This is a genomic window from Acetobacter lambici (assembly GCF_011516885.1).
Classification (GTDB): domain Bacteria; phylum Pseudomonadota; class Alphaproteobacteria; order Acetobacterales; family Acetobacteraceae; genus Acetobacter; species Acetobacter lambici.
This window is the reverse complement of sequence record NZ_WOTD01000025.1, coordinates 1-23,139: the sequence shown is the minus strand read 5'-3', so window position 1 is coordinate 23,139 and position 23,139 is coordinate 1. Positions and strand designations below refer to the sequence as shown.

The window sequence follows — 23,139 nt, the reverse complement described above, 5'->3', positions numbered from 1 at the left end:
CAGCATCATGCTTCCATGGAGAACATATGAGGCAATGCAAGACGCAGCCCGTAACCAGCCAGAACAGTTCTGGCTCAGTGCGGCGCAGCGTATCACATGGAAGCAGGCACCCAAGAGCGCGTGCCAGACACGGGCGGATGGCTGGCATGACTGGTTCCCCGGCGGCACGCTCAACACCTGCCATAATGCCGTGGACCGGCATGTGGAGGGCGGGCGCGGTGAGCAGGCGGCACTGATCTGGCATTCCTGTGCAACCATGGAACGGCAGATTGTATCCTACCGGGAACTACGGGGCAGGGTGGCCGGGTTTGCCGGAGGTCTGCGCTCGCTGGGGGTAGGGAAGGGGGATCGCGTTCTGGTTGCTATGCCGAGCATGGTCGAAACGGTTATTGCCATGCTGGCCTGTGCCCGGATTGGTGCCGTGCATGTTGTGGTTTTTGCCGGTTATGCCGGGCCTGAGTTGGCACGCAGGATTGATGACGTGGCACCTAAGGTTGTTATTATTGCCAGTTGCAGCTTTCAGGGGCAGATGCCCATTCCGTCCGCTCCTATCCTGAATGATGCGCTGGCCAGAGCCACGCATACCCCGCAGGCCTGCATTATTGCGCAGCGTGCGGGGTGTAAGGCGTCCCCCCTGTCCGTGCGGGATCATGATTTTCATACGCTGGAACATTCCACGCCCGTAAAGCCAGTTCCGCTTCGCTCAGAAGATCCACTCTATATCCTCCACACATCAGGGACGACCGGCAATGCGAAGGGTATTGTGCGTGATAATGGCGGCCATGCTGTAGCCCTCGCTCTGTCCATGGAACTGATTTATGGCTGCAAACCCGGTGATACTTTTTTTACGACATCGGATCTGGGCTGGGTGGTCGGTCATTCCTATGGTGTTTATGCGCCATTGATCAGTGGTTGTACGAGTGTGATCGTGGAAGGTGGTGCATCGGCTTCTGCCATTCGCGCGCTCTGCCATGAGCACAAGGTAAAATGCCTGTTTACGACGCCCACACAGATGCGGCTCATGCGGCGCGAAAGCCGCCATCTGTCAGGCGTAATCCTGCCCGCGCTGGCGCGTATTTTCGTGGCAGGGGAATATGCGGACCCGACCTTGCTGGCGTGGGCACGCTCGTATTTCAGTAAACCCGTGGTCAATCACTGGTGGCAGACGGAAACGGGGTGGAGCATCACCGCCCATTTTTTCGGCCTGCCCGAGCGTGAGCCAGTCGCGTGCATGAATGACATCGGGCGGCCGGCCCCCGGTTTCTGCCCGCAAATTGTACCGTCCATGCCCGGTGAACAGTGCGGGGAAATTGTTCTCTCCCTGCCGTTGCCCCCCGGCTGTCTGGCGGGGGTGTGGCAGGGGAGGGAGATCTGTGCGCCCACAGCTTATCTGGACAAAACCGGCCGCTATTATCGTACCTTCGACGAAGGCATGATCGAGGCCAATCGAGCCGTGTCTATGCTGGGGCGCTCTGATGATGTCATCAAGGTTGCGGGTCGGCGGATTTCTGGCGTGCAGATCGAAAAAGTTATAGCAACCCACGCAGCGGTTCATGCCTGCGCCGTGGTGGCAATCCCTGATGCGTTGAGGGGGCAGCGCCCTGTTGCCTATGTGGTTGCTGATCCGGCGGTGGCAAGCACGCCAACATCGGAGGGGATTGTCGCGCGGGTTAACGAAGTTCTCGGGCGCTGGATTGGTCTGAAGGAAGTCCGCTTTGTCAAGCAACTGCCGACGACCGTGTCCGGGAAGATTACGCGCAAACGTCTGCTTGTGTCCTGATGGGAGGCTAGATAATTATTTTGTGCTCCACTTGTAGGTTCCGTACACAGCAAGCAGGGTAAACATGGCGTAAAGGCCGGATGTCAGGAGATCTTGGCGGTAAAGAAAAAGAGCTGCGTACGCTGTGTCCACGATGATCCACAAATACCAGTTTTCTCTATATTTGCGTGTGGTCCAGACAGAGGCCAGAAGGCTCAGGCACATCAACAGAGAATCAAGGTAGGGTTGTGGGTCATCTGTAAACCGTGCAAACCCCCAGCCCAAGGGGAGTGCCACACACGCTGCCAGAACAGCATGGATGAGCAGGTGTGCTGGTATGGGGGGAGAACTTCTCGCCTCGTTCTCGTTTGTGGCGGTTTTTCTCCATGAGTACCAGCCATAGGCCAGTATCATCATGTAAACCCCCTGTAACAGCATATCGCCGTAAAGGTGCCAGATGTAAAACTGGCGCAGGTATAATAGTGCGCCAACCATGCCAACAGGCCAGCATAACATGCTGCGTTGCGCGGTAAGCCAGACGGCAACAATATTGATAATTACAGCGGTGGCTTCCAAAGATGGCATGCCTGCGTTCCATGTTGTTTATGATGGAAGAAAAGTCAGCACGGGTTGGTCATGAGTGGCAATGTTGGGTCCGCCGACCATTCCTGTAATGAACCATCATAAATGCAGAGTGCCGTTTGGCCGATCAGGGTCAGGGCAACGGCCAGAACTGCTGCGGAAATGCCTCCCCCGCAATACAGGACCAGCGGGCGGGGTGTGCGCGTCAGAAGAGGTTGCAGAACATCCTGCAACTCGGATACGGGGCGGTAACAGCCATTGTTATCCAGTAAGGCGCGTGCTGGCAGATTAAGGCTGCCCGGAATATGTCCGCGTCTGCTGTAGCGTGTTGGGGCCGTACCATTGAAAACACTCTGGGAAAGGCCACAAACCAGAGTACCCTCTGCATCACCGTTAACAATACGTATTACCTGCTCGCGGTCGCACCATAAATCTGGCTGTGTGATGAAGGTACTGTGTGGGATGCTTGTCTGTTTTGATAAACGGTTTACCTGAGACGTGCTTTTTTCTACCGGTTTGCCCGCATTGCACCATGCGGAGTAACCACCATCCAGAATACGGGCGGTAATGCCAACACTGCGCAGCATCCACCACACGCGCGCAGCCCAGAAACCATCGCTTTTATCATAAAGAACAGGTGTGACCTGCTGCGTAATGCCGAGTAACGCAAAGCGTGTGGCCAGTTCTTCCAGCGGTGGGAGGGCAAAGCTGAAAGAAGCAGACGTGTCAGCCAGATCGTGCGTCAGGTCCAGATGGTGTGCCGTGGGGATATGCCCTTCACTCCATTGCGCAAGGCCGGATTCCACGCGGTAGTCTCCGTCAAATCGGGGGCTGGGAAGGGCAACGCTTGTATCAAAAATGGCCAGTGCTGGATCATCCATGCGCTGGAAAAGCTCTGCCACGCTGATAAGGGGGGATACGGAGGAGACCATGCTGGTTATCAAACCCTGTTGCTGCGTGCGTGCAGGTGGTGAATAAGGCGCTGCCCTTCCGTGGTGGCAAACCAGTCGGCGTGACCAAGAAGGTAGGTATCATAGGCCAGAATGGCGTTTTCCCGGTCGTTTAGAAGACCGAAAAAATAGTCCACTTCGCTCAGAGCAAAGTCGGTATGTGTAAGGGGGAGTATGCTGGCCAGTGCGCGTATGTCTGTGGCGCTCAGTGGTGTAACGCTGCAATACCCTGCCAGCAATGCGTCCAACTGATCCAGATCGGCAATGGGTGTTTTGCCTGTTTCCATATCCAGCCATGAGATCAGATTGCGTTCTATGGCTGTTGCCAGATCAAACAAAGCGCTGCTTTTACCCGCCAGACCAAAATCCAGAACCGAAGTGACCGTACCTTCCTGCTCTGGCGAGGACCAGAGCAGGTTGGAGGCATGCCAGTCTCCATGCGTCCATAAACGTGGGGCTGTTTGCAAAAAGGGCAGGGCGGAGGCGTGGTAAGGTGAGAGCAGATGGGATTGAAGATCACGCTCCCAGTCCCGCTCGCGCAGAAAACCAGCAAGGCCCGGCCTGTGTGGCAGGTCTGCGGACAGTGCGCGCAAAGGGTCTGCCTGACGGATCAGCCGGTCATCACAAATCAGCAGGCTGCTGCTGCGTGGCGGGGCATCGTACTGTTTGAGTGCCCGGTGTACCCGCGCGAGCATGGCACCAGCAGCATGGGCATGCCCCATGTTGAAAAATGGGGTCCATGAGGTGCGGTCCTGATACAGATCCAGCCCAAGGGCAATGTTATGCACCTCATAAGTCCAGCCATCGTGCGAGAATATGGTGTCCCCTGTTTCAGTTTCCAGCAGGGCCGCCACAGGAACGCCCTGCTGCTTCAGATACCGGACAAGTCTGTGTTCCTCGTCCAGATTCTGCGGTGTGCGCAGGGCATGGTTATGCCGTTTGACAAACAGCGGACCTTTGTCGGTCACTATTCTGGCAGCTGCGGAAAAGGGGCGGGGACTACGCCATGCAATGCTGAGCAGGCGCCCGGCGCGTGGAAAGTGGGGCAGAACCTGCTCCAGGTCCGTTGCTGTAATATCCGCCCAGTCTGCTTTTGTCAGGGCAGCACCCATGCCATGTGTGTATTCGGCAGTCATTGTCTGTGTGCTCATGAATGTTTTAGCAAAGACACGCGAAAGTCCGGGTCAACAATAGCTGAACGCCAGATTTCCCGGTCCGACAGAATGGCATTGTCTGCCAGCCAGTGCGTATATTCTGCCATAACATCATGCCGCAGTTCCCCCCACTGGCCTTTGTGCAACCATGTTGGCGCAATGGCTTTAAGAGACTGGCTGAGCAGGTCGGTAGGGAAGTAGGGTGTTGCCAGTTCATAAGCTGAAAGAGCCGAGAGGGGGTCCTGTGCTGCGGCCAGAAACCCTTTTTCGGACGCGCGGAGGAAAGCCCTGACCTTGTCCGGTCTGCTCTGGAGTATTTCGTCTCGCGTGCAAAGAACATAGCTATGGTAGGCGGGGGCTCCCAGTTGGTCGAGCCGCCATGTCAGACGCTCTTCCTGTGGCAAGGAACTGTCCATGAGCGCTTCCCATGCCCAGTAGCCACCAAAACTGGCATCGGCTATCCCATTTTGCAAATCTTCGGGGCGTAATTCCTTAAAGCCCATATCTACGATCTGGATGGAGTCCGGGTCTCCCCCATCAGTCGCAACCAGATGCCTTACCATGGCCAGTCCGCGTGGGGTGGGGTTCATGGCCAGCCTGCGCCCAGCCAGATCTCGCGGGCGGTGAATGTTTTTACTTTTAAGGGTCTGTATGGTTTCCAGCGCGCAGTGGTTGATTGCCGCAATGGCGCGGAGGGGCTCTCCGCCATTACGCCGGACCAAAAGCCTGTTGACAGGTGCTACGGCAAAATCGGCCCGGGCCTGCAACAGGTGCTCCAGTGAATCACCATGCCAGGGGTCTGGTACGGTAATATGCAGGTCCAGCTTGTTGTCCTCATACCATTTGTGTTGCCGGGCCAGATAAAATCCGGCCGAGTTGGGCCATGGATGAAAATATTCAAGAACAAGGGTGGTGGGGGTGAGGTTCTGTACGTTCAGCATGTTTCAAAAACCCGTTGATACAGTAAACAGAGCGGCAAATCCGCCGCCAATGTAATAGCTGGGGGCACTGCCAGATATGGTGCCGCCGTGGAGGCCGGTTGTGTCTCGTGCGTTCAGTGTGGGGCTGGCCACCCCGGAGAGGTAATGCTGATTGGTGATGTTTATAAAGTTCATGCGCAGTGTGGGCTGGTGCAGATGATAATGGTCCGAAAAACGGTACCCTATGGCAAGGTCGCCCGTAGTGTGGTCGGACATGCGCTCGTCATTCATAAAAGTTGCATACTGGTGGCCGGTATAATGCACGGAGGCAATGCCAAAGAGGTGCCCGTCATCATAACTCAGTCCAATGGCGGCCTGCAGGCTGGGACTGCGGACTGCGGTGCGGCCTTTGGTGGGCAAAACGTCCCCTTCCGCGCTGATATTGTTATCAATCGTTGCGTGCAGATATTCGCCAGAAACATAGGGGCTGAAGTGGTGCCACGGTTTCAGGCCCACTTCCACATCCACTCCGCGTGATGTCTGGCCACCTGCGTTCATGGTGGTGGTAATGATGGAGCCATTCTGCACGGCAAGGGTGGAGACCTGCCTGTTTGTAAAATTGTAGTTGAACAACGTCAGGCTTCCTGTCAGCCAGCGGTTGTTAAGGCGGTAACCCAGTTCTTCGGAAATGGAATATTCATCACGCAGGTTATGGACCCCGGCGGTGGCAAGACTACCTGATGACGGGTCATAAGCATTGTAAAGTGCCGTCTGGTCTGGTGCCCGGAAGTTGGTGGTGGCATTGAAAAAAATCTGGTTATGATCATCAATATGCCAGCGCAGGCCCAGTCTGGGCAGGGGCTCCATGCTGTTGGAGCCAACCCGGTATTGCGGACCGGGCACGTTGTTGGTGCCAACGCGGCTGAGCATGACAATTTTAAAGCCAAGATCTATCGCCAGTCGGTCATGCAGCAAGGAAATATGGTCCCCCGCAAACAGAGCATTGCTTTGGGATATAGTATGAAAACTGCCGCCCAGAAGCTTTTGCCCGTTGGCAAGGTGGATCTGGCTGTTCGCATTCTGTGCCCATATGTCGGCTGAGGAACCGTTGGTTTGCACGGCTGTAAACGGTTGCTGCTCGTTGTCATCCCCGTAATCATACCAGTAGCCAAAAACAAAATCGTTCCATGCCTTTTTATAGTGCAGGGCTGCGGTAAAGCCCGAACGGTAGCTGCGTTGTGTGTAGTTTGCCCTTACAACGGCCTCTCCATTTTGCGCGCCGGGCAGGTTGAGGGTATCGGGCTGGGCCTGTGTGCCCTGATAAAGTCCACTTTCGGCTATGACCGTGCCACCCGGTGCATTGCCGAAGGCAAACTGGGCGTAAGGGGTGGTGTCTAGCGTCAGGTGGTCAGTCAGGGTCAGATGGACGGGCGCACCAGCGTAGAGTGTTCGCTCCGGCTGCCGCCATAAGCGCCAGTAATTGGCGGCATTGTCGAGATTGGTCGCGTCATAATGGCCCAGCAGGTTGTTTGCACCACCAATGCCATCTGCTTTCCAGCTTTCCATACTGGCCTGTGGGTAATAGCTGGTAATGGTACTGTTAAAGGAACCAAGCAGGCTGGCATGGTTGCCTTGCCCCCATTCTTTGAGGAATTTGAAGTCAACATGCTGTTTTTCATCCCGCCCGGGACCGCGCCAGTTGTCTGATGCGCCGTGTGAGTAGGAAATAAAACCACGCAGGCCCGTGTGGGCGATCTCTCCGGTGTCAAACCGCAAGAACTCACGGTTGGTATTGTACGAGCCGTAAGAAACACTGGCATAACCTCCCGCTTTTTTTGCTGGGTTACGGAAGTTTAGCTGGATCAGCCCTCCCGCAGCGTTCAGCACAGGGCTATCCAGATCGGATGATCCTTGGGCCAGAGCAATTTCCTGATAATTTTCGCTATCGGCAAACTGACTGGGGTACCCGGTTGAATATGCCACATCGTTCAGGGGCATCCCTTCGAGTACATAACCAATGGAATCCCCCCCCAGACCGCGTACGCTAATGTCGGTGTTGGGTGAAAAACCAAATGGGTCGGAGGTGGCCACGTTTGCGCCGGGCAAAAGAGATATCAACTGGAACGCGGTAGCCATGGGGGCCTGTTTGTCTATGAAGTCCCTGCTGACGGTGCTGATGGCTTTTACCCCATCCTGTGCGTGAATAAGACCTCCCCCCGTCTGGTAGCCATGTACGGTGTTGGCAAGGCCACTGATAACAATGTTTTCAGGCGTAGTGCTCTGGTGGGCTGTTGTGGGTGTGGCAGACTTGGCTGGCGTTTTTGAGGTGCCATGCTGTGCTGTGGAGGGCAGGTGTGGAACCGGGGCGCGCGCCGCAGCATGGGCGGATGCCGCCAAGGCCAGCAGGCCACAAGCAGAGACGCCTGCGCACAGTAAAGACTTGCGACTTTTGGCAAAAAGGGAGTGTGCCAAAGGTCTGTTGGGAGCAAGGTCCGTGCGTGGGTTTATCATAAGGGTCTCACGGTTAAATGCACTATTGGATTTTGTGATAAATAAAAACACGCAAATAAAATAGATATTTGTTTTTTGCTCTGCTATTCAACTATGGAATAATGGATTTTTCAGGGATGATTCAGGGCGGTCGATATGGATATGGAACATCTGCGCGCCTTTCTGTTTTTGGCGGAACGCGGGAATTTTTCGGAAGCAGCCCGTGACATGGGCATTTCTCAGCCCTCGCTGAGCAAAAAGATCAGACGTTTGGAGGATGTTCTGGGGGCAGCCCTGTTCTTGCGCACGACGCACCAGACAAGCCTGAGCGCGTTTGGGCGGAATTTTCTGGATGATGCTCGTAGCCTGCTCGACCATTCAAGCCGTGTTATGGATCGAGGGCAAAAGCTTGCCCGTGGGCGGGCCGGGACCATACGGGTCGGATTCACGTTTTCCGCCATGGAATGGCTTTCTGCCGTTTTGCCGCAATTTGCCCAAAAGGAAAGCCGGTTTGATATTATTATGGAGGACATGTCTTCTGGCGAGCAGGAAACCGCGCTTAAAACAGGCAAAATAGATGTGGGGTTCATGCGTCGGAGTCAGGAGGAAAGTCTGAGCTTTCTTTCCCTGACGCATGAGGACCTTGTTCTGCTTGTTCCCTATGAGCGAACGGATATTACCAGTCTTGAGGACATCTCCCGTTCCGATCTGCCTTTGGTGCGGTTTAAAAAAGAGTTTTCGCAAGGTATTTATGACCGGACAGAGCAGATTTTACAGGCCCATGCCGTGCAGCCAGTCTACACCTTGTGGTTTAATGAGAGCCTGAGCGCCATTCAGGTCGTACGGTCCGGCCTTGCCTGCGCCATGATCCACCGTTCCAGCCTGTCTATTCTGCCGGAAACAGAAAAAAAGTTTGTGATCCATCCTATACGGCACCCGGCGGCAAGATGGGAGGTGGGTATGGCAACCTGCGATGCGGGCAATAATCCAGCCAGAGATGTCTTCCGTAAGGAGTTTTCTGCATATTTAATGCGACAGTAGGCAACGTGTCATGCCCATTGCACATATTGGCATCAGAGCATGCAATATCTGCTGCAATGAGGGCATATCGTCAGCCGGTTCTGGATAAGTTGCACGGCTGTTCATGGTGTGTTTGCCCACCCCACGGACCTGACACACAGGTGATCATGTAATCGAAACACCCCACATTATCCATGACAGCATGGAAAGCCTGAACATGGCGGCATAGGTGCCGGTGGTACGGCCAGCACAGGAAAACCGCACAAAAGGGCCATACTGCGGCTGGGGATAGGGGCATAATCCGGTGGATATGGGCCGTGAGCGGCACTTTTAATTGGTTCTGATATGAGAACATTTTTTGATTGCAACGAATGAGCGTTTGTGGTGAGTATCGTTAATACGGTTTTTGCAATTCGTATTACTGGAGTCCTCCCTCATGCGCTTATCATCGCTTTTTCGCAAAGGCCTGCTCGCCAGTGTTTGTGCCGCGGTCTCCCTTTCATCGGCGTCTGCTGCGTCGTTGAAGATTGGTTACAGTGACTGGCCGGGTTGGGTTGCATGGCAGGTTGCCATTGATAAAGGTTGGCTGAAGGAGGCGCATGTTGACGCCGACTTCCAGTGGTTCGACTACAGTGCCTCGCTCGACGCGTTTGCCGCGCACAAGCTTGATGCGGTCATGGCGACCAATGGCGATGCATTGGTGACAGGTGCCAATGGCCATAAGGGCGAGATGATCCTTGTGACCGATTATTCCGATGGCAATGATATGGTTGTCGCCCAGCCCGGTATTACGGATATGAAGGGCCTGAAGGGCAAATCCGTTGCGGTGGAAGAGGGGCTGGTGGACCACCTTCTTTTGCTTAAAGGGCTGGAAAAATCCGGCATGAGCGAAAAAGATGTCAAGCTCGTTAATACAAAAACGAATGAAACGCCGCAGGTTCTGGCCTCGGGGCAGGTAGCCGCCATTGCCGCATGGCAGCCGAATTCGGGTCAGGCGCTGCATGCCGTGCCGGGCTCGCGGCCCGTATTTACGTCGCACGAAGTGCCCGGACTGATTTATGACACCATTGCGGTGGACCCGCAGTCCCTGCACGATAACCATGACCAGTGGCAGCGTCTGGTTGGTGTGTGGGACCATGTTGTTACGTACATCAATGATCCCAAAACGCAGCCGGATGCTCTGCGGATCATGGCAACACGCACGGGTGTAACGCCGGAAGCTTACAAGCGCTTCCTCAAAGGCACGCATCTGCTGAGCCTTGAAGATGGAAAAGCCGTTTTTGTGAAAAAAGCAGGGCTTGGCTCCCTATACGGTTCAACTGAAATTTCAGACGCTTTTAATGTTCAGCAGGGTGTTTATAAATCACCGCAGAATATTGACAGCTACATTGACCCGTCTTTTACCGCATCTGTTAAATAACGACAAAGGGCAGGAGCGCATCATGCAGGGCTTCCTTGCCTCATGGAGGCTATACGGCCGGACAGACCGGATGTTGCGGAATGTCTTCGGTATTCTGGCGGTGCTCCTGCCTTTGCTCCTGTGGAGCGCGGTTAGTTATCTGCCATTTGTCTGGCATCCTCAGGTTCTGATTACAGACCCCGGTGGTGAGGAATATCTGGAAACAGGTATGCGGATGAACCGCGTGGATTTTTTGCGCGCGGTCAAGGAAATGCAGGACCAGCACCAGCCTGCTCCCCAAGGTATTCCGACCAACCCGGTTTATCTTCCTTCACCGGGGGAGGTGCTCAGCGCGTTTGTGCATGCTTTTACGTCCTCGGCCCCAGTTGGCGCGGAACACTCCATTACGCAGGCTTTTGCGCATAGTATTCGTATTATCTTCTGGGGGTTTGTTATTTCTTCCGTAATGGGGGTGCCTCTGGGCATTATGTGCGGCTCCATCCCGGCTGTTGCGCGTCTTGTTGAACCCTCGGTTGATTTTTTCCGTTATCTGCCAGCTCCGGCCTTTGGTGCGCTTGCCGTTGCCATTCTTGGTATTTACGACGCCCCCAAGATTGCAATTATTGTTATAGGAACACTGTTCCAGCAAATTCTCGTTATTGCCAATACAACACGCAAACTCGACTTTGCACTTGTGGAGGCGTCGCGCACTTTGGGGGCAAAGGGCCTGCGGCTGCTTTTTCGGGTGGTTATTCCGGGTATTCTGCCAGACCTCTACAGGGACCAGCGTATTCTGCTTGGCTGGGCCTGGACATATCTGATTGTGGCAGAACTGATTGGCACATCATCGGGTATTACGTGGTTCATTACGCAGCAGGCCCGTTACCAGCATTTTGACAATGTTTTTGCCGCCATGGCCCTGATCGGCATTGTTGGTCTGGGAACGGATATGGTCCTTGGGGTTATTGGGGGCAAACTGTTTACGTGGAAAAGGGAGAATGGCTGATGGCTGATCATGTAGAGCATGCGCTCCCTGACTATCGTATTCTGCCACCAGACGTGGCCGCACGAATGGCGCAGATAAAACAGCGTGATTATGTTCTGGAAATTGACCGTGTTACCAAGGTCTTTACCCAGAAAAAGAACAGGACTGTCGCCCTTGACGCCATAGAGTTTGGCGTCCACCGGCGCGAGCTTGTCTGTGTGGTTGGGCCATCTGGCTGTGGCAAGTCCACTCTGGTGCGTATTCTTGCCGGTCTGGAGGACGCCACAAGCGGGCAGATTCTTATGAACGGCAAACCGGTGCGTGGTCCGGGGTCGGACAGGGGAATGGTCTTTCAGAAATACACGCTGTTCCCTTGGCTTGATGTGTGTCGCAACGTCATGTTCGGGATCGAGATGGGGGGCGTTGACCGGCTGGAAGCCCAGCGGCAGGCCATGCAATGGCTCCAGATGATCGGGCTGGAACAGTTTGCAACGGCATTTCCACACCAGCTTTCGGGCGGTATGCAGCAGCGTGTGGCCATTGCGCGCGCCCTTGCCGCGTCCCCCCGTGTGTTGTTGATGGATGAGTCCTTTAGCGCGCTGGATGCTCAGACCCGCACAAAAATGCAGAACTACCTGATGGAGATCTGGCGCAAGATCGACATTACCATTGTGTTTATCACGCATGATCTGGACGAGGCCATTTATCTGGCAGACCGTATTCTTGTGCTCAAGCCCAATCCCGGTCGGGTGGAGGAGGTTATTGAGGTGCCTCTATCGCGCCCCCGTCGTGCGGAGCAGATGACATCGGACGAATTTTTGGCGACAAAAGCGCATCTTGAGGGTCTTATCCGCTCCTTTGGAACATCAGACGACATGGATGAGGAAGACGTGAAAATCGATCTGCCGCTCCTCACCCTTGTGACAGATCAGGTCGAGTAGGGGAGATACGAGTATGAGCACCAAGGAACAGATCAGCCGGGTCAGTATTTCTCTATCACCAAGCATTTTGCATGAGCTGGATGCCATGGTGGTGAAAAAAGGGTACGCCAGCCGTTCTCAGGCTATTCAGAACATTCTGCATCAGGAGCTTATGGCCTGCCGTCAGGAAAACGGGGATGAGCTGATGGCTGGCGTTATTATTCTTTTTTACAATAATGCCGCAACCAATCTGCAACAGAAGCTTGCAGAACTGCAATATGAGAATCTTGCAGAGGTTATCAGCTCACTTCACGTCAACCTCATTCGCAGGCAAACGCTGGAAGTTCTGCTTGTGCAGGGCAAGGTTGAAAAACTTCAGGATATAGCGGACCAGTTTATTACCCTACCCGGTGTTATTTCTGGTCGTTTGCACCTGATCGCATCCCTGATCCCACCCGTCCATGAAAAAGGGCGGGAACTGACACTCGATATGGAAGCGTCCTGAACGCTTGTTGGCATCCCTGCCTGAATACAGGAGATTTTCATGCAAATAGATCAACAGACCCCAGATTGGTACCGGGCCCGCTACAATCAGCTTCGGGATCAGGCGCTCCAGTCCGACAATACCGTGCGCCCGGAAAGTGCTCCGATTGAGATGACCGAGGCCAGCATTCTGCACCGCGAGAGTGTGCCCGGAGGCTGGTACTGGAGCGCCTTTGTCCCCCGTGGTCAGGCCCTGCGCTTGATCAATACGTCTGGGAACAATGGTGTTTCGGTCATGCTGTGGAATGTGGATGACCTGAGCGAGCGGTATAATGCGGGGGATACCATCAAGCTGCAATGGACCACATGCCTGACCACTGGCCGCGTTCTGTTTTCCGATATGGGGCGTGTGCTGGCATCCATTATTGGCGATAGCTGTGGATTTAGCGATACGCTGGTGGGCGGGAGCACACCGCAGAGCAACCAGCGCAATTTTGGGTCGGCCGGTCTGCGCAATACCCGTAATAACCTGCGTCTGACGGCGGGAAAATATGGCATGGCGCAGCATGACGTTGCGTCCTGCATTACATTTTTCTCCCATATCAGCACGCAGGCGGATGGCAGCTTCAAGTGGGTGGAAGGGGATGTAAAGCCGGGAGACCATGTGGATATACGGGCCGAGATGAACCTGCTCGTAGCCGTATCCAACTGCCCGCATCCACTGGCGCCAGATACGCGTTTTGCTCCCGCTCCCATAGAGGTCGTGCGCTGGCAGGCCCCCGCACCGACTGCGGATGATCTGTGCCGGACCTTTTGTGAGGAAGCGCGGCGCGGGTTTGATAATACAGACATCCTCTTTGCCTGATCAGGGAGCCAGATTTATGTCCGAACATGATATCAGCAAGATTTTTTCAAACATTGTTCTTGATCAGCATGTAGCCGCACGCACTCCGTGGTCGGGGCTTGTGCGCAAAGGGCAGGTTATCCGGATTATTGATCTGGAAAGCCAGCAGGCTGTGGACGCTCTTTTTTATAACGCCCACGCGTACCATGAACGCTACAGCGCGCAGGATACGCTGCTTAACCAGGGTTCGGCCTATATTGGCAAAGGCACCTGCCTGTATTCCAACGAAGGGAATGTGCTGATGACCGTGGTGGACGACACCTGCGGACGGCACGATACACTGGCTGGGGCCTGTAGCTGTGAATCCAACACGGTGCGTTTTGGGCATGAGACAAAATACATGCACGCCTGCCGCGAAAACTTCCTGCTGGAAGTGGAAAAATACGGCATGGGCAAGCGCGATATCGTCAACAACGTCAACTTTTTCATGAATGTGCCAGTGCTGCAAAATGGTGAACTGGTGATTGATGACGGCCTGTCCGACCCCGGCGGTTACGTGGATCTGCGGGCGGAAATGGACACGCTGGTCGTTATTTCCAACTGCCCACAGGTCAACAACCCCTGTAACGGCTTTGTGCCGACCCCCATTCGCGTCGTTATCGGCGATCCTGTTTCTATCTGACAGTTCGGACAGCCTGCCATGTTCACAAAGGTTCTTATTGCCAACCGCGGAGAAATTGTGCGCCGTGTTAGCCGGACACTCAAGCGGATGGGTATTGCCTCCGTTGCCGTGTGCTCAGAGGCAGACCGGTTTACGCCGCCGGTTCTGGAGGCCGATGAATCCGTTCTGATCGGCCCAGCCGCAGTCAGCGACAGTTACCTGAACATGGATGCCATTTTGCAGGCCTGTGCCAGCACGGGCGCGCAGGCTGTCCACCCCGGTTATGGCTTTTTGAGCGAACGCGCGGAGTTTGCGCAAAAACTGGCTGATCAGGGCATACGTTTTATGGGCCCACGGCCTGAACATATGCGGGCTTTTGGCCTCAAACACACCGCGCGTGATCTGGCAAAGCAGAACAATGTGCCGCTTCTGCCGGGCACGGATATTCTGAACAGTGTGGACGAAGCGCTGGAGGCCGCCGCAGGAATTGGTTACCCGGTCATGCTCAAAAGCACGGCGGGTGGTGGCGGTATTGGCATGCAGATCTGCCATAACGATGCCGAACTGCGCGACTGCTTTGCGGCTGTTTCGCGCATGGGGGGTAATAATTTTGGCGATGCCCGCGTGTTTTTGGAAAAATTCATTGCCTGTGCACGTCACGTAGAGGTGCAGGTGTTTGGCGATGGGCGTGGGAATGTCCTTACACTGGGGGAGCGGGACTGCTCGCTTCAGCGCCGCAACCAGAAGGTAATCGAGGAAACCCCGGCACCGGGCCTGTCCGAGGCCACACGCAAAGGGCTGCGTGATGCCGCGCGCGCCCTGTGTGCCGCTGTTGCGTACGAGTCTGCTGGAACGGTCGAGTTTATTTACGATACGGAAAGTGGTGAGTTCTATTTTCTGGAGGTCAACACACGGCTTCAGGTCGAACATTGCGTAACGGAGGAAATCTTCGGGATCGACCTGGTGGAGTGGATGATCCGTCAGGCCGACGGCACTCTGGTGTTGCCTGCACAGGACAGTCTTGTGCCCAAAGGGGCGGCGGTTGAAGCGCGGATTTATGCCGAGAACGCAGCAGAAAACTTTCGTCCTTCCACAGGGCGGCTGACCGAGGTCAGCTTTGCACCCGATGTGCGTGTGGATGGTTGGATAGAAACCGGGACCGAAGTCACTCCGTACTACGACCCCATGCTGGCCAAGGTCATTGCCCGAGGTGCCACAAGGGAGGAGGCGTTCGCCAACCTGCATACGGCCCTTACCACAACGCGGATCAGCGGGCTGGAAAGTAATCTGGATTACTTGCGCGCGGTTACGGCCAATAAGGCCGTGCGTGCGGGGCAGGTCTTTACCGGTCTGTTGAACGGGTTTGCCTACACGCCTTCCACGGTGGAAGTTATTGCTCCGGGTCTTCAGTCCACGGTGCAGGACTGGCCGGGGCGCGTGGGGTACTGGGATGTGGGCGTGCCCCCCAGCGGCCCGATGGATGACCGGAACTTCCGTCTGGCCAACCAGATTGTGGGGAACGCCCAAGGTGTGCCCGCACTGGAGTTTACGGCATCAGGTCCGGTACTGCGCTTTAATACCGCCGCCATTATTGGTCTGTCTGGCGCGTTTATGCCTGCAACGCTGGACGGTGTGGACGTGCCGTATTGGGAGCCCGTTACAGTGCAGGCCGGGCAGGTGCTGGCTCTGGGCCAGATCAAGGGGGCGGGGCACCGTACCTATCTTGCTGTGCGGGGGGGGATTGACGCTCCATTGTACCTTGGCTCCAGTGCCACATTCATGCTTGGCCAGTTTGGTGGACATGCCACCGGTCAACTCCGCACGGGGGATGTGCTGCGTCTTGCCAGACCTGCGCCCAATGCTCCCGCGCCAGTGCCGGTTGCCCCGGAAGAGCGCCCGGAACTGACGCGGACCTGGACTCTGGGGGTAATGTACGGTCCACACGGTGCGCCGGATTTCTTCTTGGATGAAGATATCGAAACTCTCTTTTCCAGCGAATACGAGGTGCATTTCAACAGCGCGCGTACGGGTGTGCGCCTGATTGGCCCTAAGCCACGCTGGGCCAGAACAGATGGGGGGGAGGCGGGACTGCACCCTTCCAACATTCATGATAACGCCTACGCGATTGGTGCCATAGATTTTACAGGCGACATGCCCATTCTGCTTGGCCCGGATGGGCCTAGTCTGGGTGGTTTTGTGTGCCCTGCGGTTCTGACAAGCGATGAACTGTGGAAAATGGGGCAACTGCATCCGGGCGACAAGGTGCGTTTCCAGCGCGTGCAGCCCCAGCCGATCAGTGTGGCATTCCTGCCCGAACCCATTCGTGGGGACAGCCCCATTCTGTTCCGTTCGGAAGGGGAAATTCCTGTTGTCTACCGCCGTGCGGGGGATTGCTATCTTCTGCTCGAATTCGGCCCGCCGGAGTTGGACATAGCCCTGCGCCTGCGTGTGCAGCTTGTGCTGGAACGGCTCAAGGCCGATGCGGTGGACGGTATTCTGGACCTTACCCCCGGTATCCGCTCGCTACAGGTCCACTATAATCCGCAGGTGCTCCCCCTGCCTGCGCTGCTGGAACTGCTGCACGCTATTGAGCAGGCCCTGCCGTCTGGGGAGGATGATATTGTTGTGCCCAGCCGCATAGTTTATCTCCCCGTCTCGTGGGATGATGAGCAGGCCCGGCTGGCCATGCAGCGGTATCAGGAACTGGTGCGCCCGAATGCGCCGTGGTGCCCGTCCAATATTGAATTCATCCGCCGGATTAATGGGCTGGATTCCATTGAGGCGGTTAAGGATATTATCTTCAATGCCTCTTACCTCGTTATGGGGTTGGGGGATGTGTATCTGGGGGCACCTGTTGCCACCCCTATTGATCCGCGGCACAGGCTGGTCACAACCAAATACAACCCCGCGCGCACATGGACCCCGGACAATGTTGTGGGCATTGGCGGTAGCTATATGTGCATTTATGGCATGGAAGGGCCGGGAGGCTACCAGCTTTTCGGGCGCACAACCCAGGTCTGGAATACGTGGCGCACGACCGATGTATTCCATAAAAATACACCGTGGCTCCTGCGGTTTTTTGACCAGATCCGTTTCTACCCCGTCTCGCATGATGAACTGATGGAGGCGCGTGCGGCCTTCCCCTACGGTCGTTTTTCCGTGGAGATAGAGGAAACACAGTTCAGCCTGTCGGAATATCGCGCTTTTCTTGAGGCCAATAAGCAGGAAATTGCTCAGGCCTGCGCGCGCCAGCAGGCCGCCTTTGAGGCGGAACGCCAGGACTGGATTGCAAAAGGCCTTGATACGTTTGAGGAAGAAGCAAACACAACGCAGGCTGATGAGACCATTCTGCCCGAAGGGTATATGGGCGTGGATAGCCCCGTTCCCGGCAGTGTGTGGCAGATTCAGGTCGCAGTGGGAGACCGCGTAAAAGCAGGCGATGCCGTAGCGATTATTGAATCCATGAAAACGGAAATGAAGATCATCTCGCCCGCAACTGGTGTGGTGAAGGACATTCTCTGCCGCAAAGGCCGCGAGGTGCGCGGGGGGGAGCGGATTATGGTGGTCTGCACGGACTGACCACACACAACACATGCATGCCGGAGCCTGTAGGCAAGGACGAAAAATTATGACTTTTCCAGACATGTTGCAGATCGACCATCTTCTGACCGCCTGCCGGAGCGGGGCGCTGACGCCGACAGACATTGTAACAGAGGTTCTGGCGCGCGTGCATGCGTATTCCGCCGTGGATGCCGCGGTATGGATTACCCTTGTGCCAGCCGAACGCCTGCTGGCCAGAGCGGCGGAACTGGAAAAGCTGCCATGTGCGGACCTGCCACTTTATGGTGTGCCGTTTGCAGTTAAGGACAATATTGATGTCGCAGGCTTACCCACAACGGCAGCCTGCCCGGCCTTTGCCCATGACGTGCCAGAAAGTGCGGAGGTTGTCCGCCGCCTAGAGGCTGCGGGCGCGATTGTTATTGGCAAGACCAATCTTGACCAGTTTGCAACGGGGCTGGTGGGTATGCGCTCCCCCTATGGACAGCCGCATTGTGTGTTCAGTGCCGAGCATGTGTCTGGCGGGTCCAGTTCGGGGTCTGCCGTAGCGGTTGCCGCAGGACTGGTATCCTTTGCTCTGGGGACCGATACGGCGGGGTCGGGGCGTGTGCCCGCAGCGTTTAACAATATTGTTGGGCTCAAACCCTCGCGCGGGGTGCTCAGCACATACGGGCTTGTGCCTGCATGTGAATCTCTGGATTGTATTTCTGTTTTTGCGGCATCCGCGGCTGATGCGTGGCGGGTGGAGCAGCTTGCTATTGGCCCGGATAAATGGGCACCGTATTCGCGCACCATGGAACCACGCAGGCTGGCGTCTGATACATTCCGCTTTGGTGTCTTGCGCAGACAGGATCGTTTTTTTGATGGATGCACCGCCAATGCAGCCCTGTATGACCGCGCGATCCGCCAGCTTGTGGAACTGGGTGGCACCGCGGTCGAACTGGACTATGCACCGTTAAAGGAAACAGCCGAGCTACTCTACAGCGGTCCATTTGTTGTGGAGCGTCTGACTGCCATTAAGGACTTCTATCGCGCTCACCGTGGGGATATGGACCCAACGGTTGGTGCCATTATGGATGGTGCCACCAAGTATTCCGCGGTCGATGTGTTCAAAGGGATTTACCGCCAGCACCTGCTCAAACAGGTGGCGGACAGTATGTGGAATGAGTTTGATGTCATGCTACTGCCCACCGCCCCACGCGTGGTGAGCAGGAAGGAGGTGCTAGCGCAGCCAGTTGCAGCCAACAGCATGCTTGGAACCTACACCAACTTTGTTAATCTGCTCGACATGGCGGCCTGTGCAGTCCCCGCCGGGTTTGCCCCGGATGGTCTGCCCTTTGGGGTCACGTTTATTGGTCCGGCTTTTTCTGATCATGATCTGGCAGCTCTTGCCGGGCGCTTTCATGCGGCCGCACATAATACCAGCGGTGTGTTCCGCAATACGGTTCTGCCGTTAGTGCCAGAGGCCGCAGTGCCTGCGCCGGGGAATGTGCTGCTGGCCGTTGTTGGTGCGCATCTCAAAGGGTTTCCACTCCATTGGCAACTGGAGAAGGAACACGCAATCCTGCGGGTAACAACACGCACGGCAGCGGATTACCGTCTGTTTGCCCTGCCGTATGCCACCCCTCCCAAACCCGGTCTGGTGCGGGAAAAAGGCTTTGTTGGTCCCGGTCTGGAAGTGGAGGTTTATGAACTGGATGCAGCAGGTTTTGGCCGCTTTGTTGCCGCCCTGCCGCAGCCTATGGCCATAGGCAAAATATCGCTGGCCGATGGGAGCGAGGTCTGTGGTTTTTTATGCAGCGAGGCTGTTGCGCGCAGTGGCCGGGACATTACAGCCAGTGGTGGGTGGCGCTACGCAAAGATCTGAAATCAATAATTGCAAAACTCTTTAATTTATTAAAGAGTTTCATGATTTTTTCGCTACATGGTGCATGGCTGCGCTGTTTCAGCCCCGTTTTGTCGTGAGCCTTGCTCCCGGCTTTCCATATATGCTGCGGCGGACCCTGTTGGGTGCTGCCTGCCGGGCTGGTCCCGGCTTGTTGATTGGGCAGGCAGGAGTAGGCATGGTGTTGTGCATGGATGAATACACCTGAAACCATTGGTTGAAAAATTCGTTCTATAACCAGCCAAGTCAACGCAGGGATGTCACATGCCGCTTCTTCATTTCCATGTTGTCAAAGGGCGCAAGCCTGAAGAAATTCGTGCATTGCTCGATACAGCACATGAAGCCATGCTAGAGGCGTTCAAGGTGCCCGCGCGCGACCGCTATCAGATTGTCTCCGAGCATGATCCTGCTCATATGGTTATTGAAGACACCGGTTTGGGTATTCCCCGGACCGATCAGGTCGTGTTGTTGCAGATTACGTCGCGCCCACGCTCCAAGGAGCAGATTACCGCGTTTTACAAGCTTCTGGCCGAGCGGTTGCAGCAACGGTGTGGGCTCCAGCCCTCGGACCTTGTGGTTTCCATTGTGCAGAACTCGGATGAGCACTGGAGTTTTGGTCTTGGCCGCGCTCAGTTTGTAACTGGCGAGCTATAAGGCGGAACGGGGCAATAGCCGTTATTTGGGGCAGGGTGGCTCCGCCTGATCTTGCATGCCGGTCCCGTTTCGGCTGGCCTTTTATGGGTTGTCCCACCCGGCGCGGAAGGCTGGGCTGATGGCAAACTGCGCTTCAATCCTGTCCATGTGGCGGTGGGCATCCAAGCAGCCCAGTGCAAATTCCACCGTTCCATCGCATTGTCTGGCATGTTGGCCCGCTACGGCGTTCAGCCAGTAAATGGCGCCTTTGCGGCGTTCCCCGTGCTGGCCACCCAACCAGCGGTTCCACTGCATGCGCGCAGTCTGCCCTGCCTTGTAAGGGGCGGTGTTCCTGTCCGTTAGGGGGGAGGGCGCGAATTGCGCCATTGTAATATTATCGGGTGGTGGAGGAGAGCCTGCTAAAATCCGCAGGCCGAGTGTTACGGTAATAACCGCTACCAGACTGACCAGAACGCCACGGATTATCCGGTTTTCCCGCTGGAGCGCTGTTTGGGGCGTGTTAATGGCGGCCAATGCCTTATTGGCTTTTTTTTCACAGTGAGCACAGCAATAGGGGGCATGGGTTTTATTGAGCATGTCCCGCTCGCACCATGCGCAATGTAAGTTCATCCATGTCCCCGGCAATATGTGCCGCTTGTTTGCGCGAACTGTTTTCGCGCGCTTGATATAGATCAGGGGGCAGTCTGTTGGCTACCCCTTTCGCCCACTCATACACTGCGTTGTGTGGGTGGGCCTGTTGCGGGGGCGGGCGTTAATCGCGCAGGCGGTCCAGAACGTTCTGGCGCAGGGTCTGCTGGCGCTGGATTTCCTCTTCCCGCAGTTTGCGTTTGCGCGCGCGCTCGTGCGCCATGTTCATGCCAAGGTGGGCCTCCCCCCGTTCCGCCGCCAGTCGGGCCTGCCGTTCACGCTCGGCATGGCGTGCGCGATTGCGCTCGCTTTGCGCGCCATGGCAATGCGGGCAGCTCACACCGGCTTCGTACTGGGCGGAGGCTTTATCCTGAGGGGAGAGCGGCGCGCGGCAGGCGTGGCACAGTTCCAGATTGCCGGGCTTCAGGCCATGGCCGACGGTTACGCGCTGGTCGAACACAAAACATTCACCACGCCACAGACTTTCTTCCTGCGGAATGGTCTCCAGATATTTTAAAATGCCGCCTTCAAGGTGGTAGACATCTTCCAGCCCTTCCGCCTTGGCAAAGGCTGTGGATTTTTCGCAGCGAATGCCACCCGTGCAGAACATGGCCACACGGGGGTTACGCCCCTGTGCTTCCAGCTGGGCGCGTTTTTGGCGGAACCACTCTGGAAACTCGCGGAAAGTCTTTATTTTGGGGTCCACCGCCCCTTCAAACGTACCCACGGCCACTTCGTAATCATTGCGGGTGTCGATCAGGATGGTGTCAGGGTGCTGGAGCAGGGCGTTCCAGTCCTTGGGGGCAATGTAGGTACCAACAATATGGTTGGGGTCTGTGCCCTCTATCCCCATTGTCACAATTTCTTTTTTCAGGCGCACTTTCATGCGCAAAAAAGGCATGGACGGCGCGCGGGAGAACTTGACCACAATATCCGCACAGCCGGGCAACTGGCGGATATGGGCCAGTACGGCCTCTATGCCTGCGTCGCTACCTGCTATGGTCCCGTTAATGCCTTCTCCGGCCAGCAGCAGAATACCTTTTACGCCGTTTGTCTCGCATGTCTGTAGCAATGAACCGCGTATGGCGGCGGGGTCTTCAAACCCTGTAAAACGATACAGGGCAGCCACACAGATGGGCATATCGGCAGGGTTTTCAGCGGAAGGTGGGGCAGAACAGGCAGTCACGACGTATGTTCCTTGCAAGGAAGAAGGCGGTCCGGCCCTGCCAGTGCGCCTTGCCGGAGTTAAAGCAGCAAACAGCCTGACAGGCTGGCTCCTGCTTTAGCTGGCGACTTCCCTACCCGACAAGTGTTTTTAACGCCCCCTTTTGTCCGTCAGGCAGGGTAGGGGCGGATGCGCAAATCTATCTTTTTTGTAGTACTGAACAAATAAAGGGGAATATGCGGTTATATGGCACAATTCAATATATAACGAATGCGGAATGATGTTGACAGCGTCCAAACCCTGTCCTTATTCTTACACTGTAATGAGTAGTTTATTCCATTCAGCACTAACCGTTTTTCATAATCGGAATAGGTGCGTTTGCGAGGAAAGGCAGCATGATCGTGCGGTTTGTACTCTCTGATTTGTTCCATATTCGGAGCCAGATGGTGCAGGCTTTAGCATTTGGTAACCTCTAGCATGCCCGGGTTTGCATGGCCCTGGAAGGATGTGTGCTTATGAAAAAGACGCTGTACTGTTCTGCTTTTTTGTTTTCTGGCACCCGCCCCTGTTCGAACAGGGGTTTCCTCTCATCGCCCACAGTCCGGCAGGCTGGGTTTCTGGTCGCGCAACATGCCACACCGGCACGCCGTGCTGGGGAATGGACGTGGGAACACATCCCGCTTTCTGCTGGTTCATAAGTAAACAAGAGAGGCAGATCATGCTTGTGGCTGGTTATGATAAAGAAGAACTGACATGACAAATGAGCCTGAACAGCAAAGGAAGAAAGCTCAACGGTATGATCTGGAGGTCGGTACTGCTGTTGTAGCTGGCGCTTTTATTGTTGTTCTTTTACTGCACATTCTTGGAGTATGGGGTTTGATTCACGGGATGGGGAATGGCGAGAGCCCGCCCCCGCCGGTTCATCCTCCCATTCAGACGCGCGTTCTGCCCCCACCTCCGCCGCCGCCGCCTCCTCCGCCGCCACCCCCACCACCCCCGCCGGTTATGACCGTGCCGCCGCCGCCGTTCATTCCGCCGCCAAAGATCGAGGTGCCCCCACCACCCAAACCGCCCATGAAGCAC

The 23,139-nt window shown here is 55.8% G+C and carries 19 protein-coding genes; 12 read left to right on the top strand and 7 right to left on the bottom strand.

The features are described 5' to 3' along the window. Nucleotides 1-7 precede the first annotated feature (7 nt). Nucleotides 8-1,780, top strand: a complete 1,773-nt coding sequence (locus tag GOB86_RS10765; protein ID WP_165992332.1) for an AMP-binding protein — start codon at nt 8-10, stop codon at nt 1,778-1,780. A 15-nt stretch (nt 1,781-1,795) separates the two neighbouring features. On the opposite strand, the gene pnuC is transcribed toward GOB86_RS10765, so the two are convergent. From pnuC to GOB86_RS10740, 5 genes are read right to left on the bottom strand one after another with little or no spacing between them, the layout of a single operon-like run. Further along, the gene (gene pnuC, locus GOB86_RS10760; RefSeq protein WP_165992331.1) at nt 1,796-2,344 is read right to left on the bottom strand and encodes a nicotinamide riboside transporter PnuC; all 549 of its coding nucleotides are present in this window, start codon (nt 2,342-2,344) and stop codon (nt 1,796-1,798) included. 35 nt (nt 2,345-2,379) lie between these two features. Beyond that, nucleotides 2,380-3,273, bottom strand: coding sequence for a sulfurtransferase (locus GOB86_RS10755; protein WP_165992330.1), 894 nt, complete (start codon nt 3,271-3,273; stop codon nt 2,380-2,382). A gap of 8 nt (nt 3,274-3,281) precedes the next feature. Next, nucleotides 3,282-4,442 (bottom strand): phosphotransferase enzyme family protein, encoded by a 1,161-nt coding sequence (locus tag GOB86_RS10750; RefSeq protein ID WP_198912039.1) that lies wholly within the window; start codon nt 4,440-4,442, stop codon nt 3,282-3,284. Continuing rightward, nucleotides 4,439-5,386 (bottom strand): ABC transporter substrate-binding protein, encoded by a 948-nt coding sequence (locus GOB86_RS10745; protein WP_165992329.1) that lies wholly within the window; start codon nt 5,384-5,386, stop codon nt 4,439-4,441. Before GOB86_RS10745 ends, GOB86_RS10750 begins: the two co-directional genes overlap by 4 nt. 3 nt (nt 5,387-5,389) lie before the next feature. Next, nucleotides 5,390-7,876, bottom strand: a complete 2,487-nt coding sequence (locus GOB86_RS10740) for a TonB-dependent receptor (RefSeq protein ID WP_242012618.1) — start codon at nt 7,874-7,876, stop codon at nt 5,390-5,392. 135 nt (nt 7,877-8,011) lie between these two features. Between GOB86_RS10740 and GOB86_RS10735 the strand changes: the two genes are divergently transcribed. The 10 genes from GOB86_RS10735 to GOB86_RS10690 all read left to right on the top strand — a co-directional run bounded on the left by GOB86_RS10735 (nt 8,012) and on the right by GOB86_RS10690 (nt 20,264). Then, a complete protein-coding gene (locus GOB86_RS10735; RefSeq protein ID WP_165992328.1) occupies nt 8,012-8,896 on the top strand; it encodes a LysR family transcriptional regulator in 885 nt (294 codons plus the stop codon). Between the two features lie 415 nt (nt 8,897-9,311). Continuing rightward, nucleotides 9,312-10,295: an ABC transporter substrate-binding protein gene (locus tag GOB86_RS10730; protein ID WP_165992327.1), complete on the top strand. Its 984-nt coding sequence runs from the start codon at nt 9,312-9,314 to the stop codon at nt 10,293-10,295. Nucleotides 10,296-10,317: 22 nt separating this feature from the next. After that, complete coding sequence (locus tag GOB86_RS10725) at nt 10,318-11,280, top strand: ABC transporter permease (protein ID WP_165992326.1); 963 nt, start codon at nt 10,318-10,320, stop codon at nt 11,278-11,280. Continuing rightward, nucleotides 11,280-12,200 carry an ABC transporter ATP-binding protein gene (locus GOB86_RS10720; protein ID WP_165992325.1) on the top strand — a complete coding sequence of 307 codons (921 nt, stop codon included), beginning with the start codon at nt 11,280-11,282 and terminating at the stop codon, nt 12,198-12,200. The genes GOB86_RS10725 and GOB86_RS10720 overlap by 1 nt, the downstream gene beginning before the upstream one ends. 13 nt (nt 12,201-12,213) lie before the next feature. Continuing rightward, on the top strand, nt 12,214-12,684 hold the full coding sequence (locus GOB86_RS10715; RefSeq protein WP_165992324.1) for a CopG family ribbon-helix-helix protein: 471 nt from the start codon (nt 12,214-12,216) through the stop codon (nt 12,682-12,684). Nucleotides 12,685-12,723: 39 nt separating this feature from the next. Continuing rightward, nucleotides 12,724-13,527, top strand: a complete 804-nt coding sequence (locus tag GOB86_RS10710; RefSeq protein WP_165992323.1) for an urea amidolyase associated protein UAAP1 — start codon at nt 12,724-12,726, stop codon at nt 13,525-13,527. Nucleotides 13,528-13,543: 16 nt separating this feature from the next. Beyond that, nucleotides 13,544-14,188, top strand: a complete 645-nt coding sequence (locus tag GOB86_RS10705; RefSeq protein ID WP_165992322.1) for an urea amidolyase associated protein UAAP2 — start codon at nt 13,544-13,546, stop codon at nt 14,186-14,188. 18 nt (nt 14,189-14,206) lie between these two features. Further along, complete coding sequence (locus tag GOB86_RS10700) at nt 14,207-17,746, top strand: 5-oxoprolinase/urea amidolyase family protein (RefSeq protein ID WP_165992321.1); 3,540 nt, start codon at nt 14,207-14,209, stop codon at nt 17,744-17,746. Nucleotides 17,747-17,795: 49 nt separating this feature from the next. Further along, entirely contained in the window at nt 17,796-19,592 is a 1,797-nt protein-coding gene (gene atzF, locus GOB86_RS10695) for an allophanate hydrolase (protein ID WP_165992320.1), read from the top strand. A gap of 282 nt (nt 19,593-19,874) precedes the next feature. Continuing rightward, the gene (locus GOB86_RS10690; RefSeq protein ID WP_165992319.1) at nt 19,875-20,264 is read left to right on the top strand and encodes a tautomerase family protein; all 390 of its coding nucleotides are present in this window, start codon (nt 19,875-19,877) and stop codon (nt 20,262-20,264) included. An 81-nt stretch (nt 20,265-20,345) separates the two neighbouring features. Here GOB86_RS10690 and GOB86_RS10685 read toward each other — a convergent pair whose 3' ends face one another. Further along, nucleotides 20,346-20,873: a hypothetical protein gene (locus GOB86_RS10685; RefSeq protein ID WP_165992318.1), complete on the bottom strand. Its 528-nt coding sequence runs from the start codon at nt 20,871-20,873 to the stop codon at nt 20,346-20,348. A 142-nt stretch (nt 20,874-21,015) separates the two neighbouring features. Continuing rightward, a complete protein-coding gene (gene trhO / locus GOB86_RS10680; RefSeq protein ID WP_165992340.1) occupies nt 21,016-22,032 on the bottom strand; it encodes an oxygen-dependent tRNA uridine(34) hydroxylase TrhO in 1,017 nt (338 codons plus the stop codon). Between the two features lie 893 nt (nt 22,033-22,925). Between trhO and GOB86_RS10675 the strand changes: the two genes are divergently transcribed. Continuing rightward, a partial coding sequence (locus GOB86_RS10675; RefSeq protein WP_198912038.1) for a hypothetical protein occupies nt 22,926-23,139 on the top strand: 214 nt, incomplete at its 3' end.

What these genes read in the sequence shown, in the direction of transcription:
- GOB86_RS10765 (WP_165992332.1), top strand. Translation starts at nt 8, where the DNA reads ATGCTTCCATGGAGAACATATGAGGCAATGCAAGACGCAGCCCGTAAC.
- pnuC (WP_165992331.1), bottom strand. Translation starts at nt 2,344, where the DNA reads ATGCCATCTTTGGAAGCCACCGCTGTAATTATCAATATTGTTGCCGTC.
- GOB86_RS10755 (WP_165992330.1), bottom strand. Translation starts at nt 3,273, where the DNA reads ATGGTCTCCTCCGTATCCCCCCTTATCAGCGTGGCAGAGCTTTTCCAG.
- GOB86_RS10750 (WP_198912039.1), bottom strand. Translation starts at nt 4,442, where the DNA reads ATGAGCACACAGACAATGACTGCCGAATACACACATGGCATGGGTGCT.
- GOB86_RS10745 (WP_165992329.1), bottom strand. Translation starts at nt 5,386, where the DNA reads ATGCTGAACGTACAGAACCTCACCCCCACCACCCTTGTTCTTGAATAT.
- GOB86_RS10740 (WP_242012618.1), bottom strand. Translation starts at nt 7,876, where the DNA reads ATGATAAACCCACGCACGGACCTTGCTCCCAACAGACCTTTGGCACAC.
- GOB86_RS10735 (WP_165992328.1), top strand. Translation starts at nt 8,012, where the DNA reads ATGGATATGGAACATCTGCGCGCCTTTCTGTTTTTGGCGGAACGCGGG.
- GOB86_RS10730 (WP_165992327.1), top strand. Translation starts at nt 9,312, where the DNA reads ATGCGCTTATCATCGCTTTTTCGCAAAGGCCTGCTCGCCAGTGTTTGT.
- GOB86_RS10725 (WP_165992326.1), top strand. Translation starts at nt 10,318, where the DNA reads ATGCAGGGCTTCCTTGCCTCATGGAGGCTATACGGCCGGACAGACCGG.
- GOB86_RS10720 (WP_165992325.1), top strand. Translation starts at nt 11,280, where the DNA reads ATGGCTGATCATGTAGAGCATGCGCTCCCTGACTATCGTATTCTGCCA.
- GOB86_RS10715 (WP_165992324.1), top strand. Translation starts at nt 12,214, where the DNA reads ATGAGCACCAAGGAACAGATCAGCCGGGTCAGTATTTCTCTATCACCA.
- GOB86_RS10710 (WP_165992323.1), top strand. Translation starts at nt 12,724, where the DNA reads ATGCAAATAGATCAACAGACCCCAGATTGGTACCGGGCCCGCTACAAT.
- GOB86_RS10705 (WP_165992322.1), top strand. Translation starts at nt 13,544, where the DNA reads ATGTCCGAACATGATATCAGCAAGATTTTTTCAAACATTGTTCTTGAT.
- GOB86_RS10700 (WP_165992321.1), top strand. Translation starts at nt 14,207, where the DNA reads ATGTTCACAAAGGTTCTTATTGCCAACCGCGGAGAAATTGTGCGCCGT.
- atzF (WP_165992320.1), top strand. Translation starts at nt 17,796, where the DNA reads ATGACTTTTCCAGACATGTTGCAGATCGACCATCTTCTGACCGCCTGC.
- GOB86_RS10690 (WP_165992319.1), top strand. Translation starts at nt 19,875, where the DNA reads ATGCCGCTTCTTCATTTCCATGTTGTCAAAGGGCGCAAGCCTGAAGAA.
- GOB86_RS10685 (WP_165992318.1), bottom strand. Translation starts at nt 20,873, where the DNA reads ATGAACTTACATTGCGCATGGTGCGAGCGGGACATGCTCAATAAAACC.
- trhO (WP_165992340.1), bottom strand. Translation starts at nt 22,032, where the DNA reads ATGCCCATCTGTGTGGCTGCCCTGTATCGTTTTACAGGGTTTGAAGAC.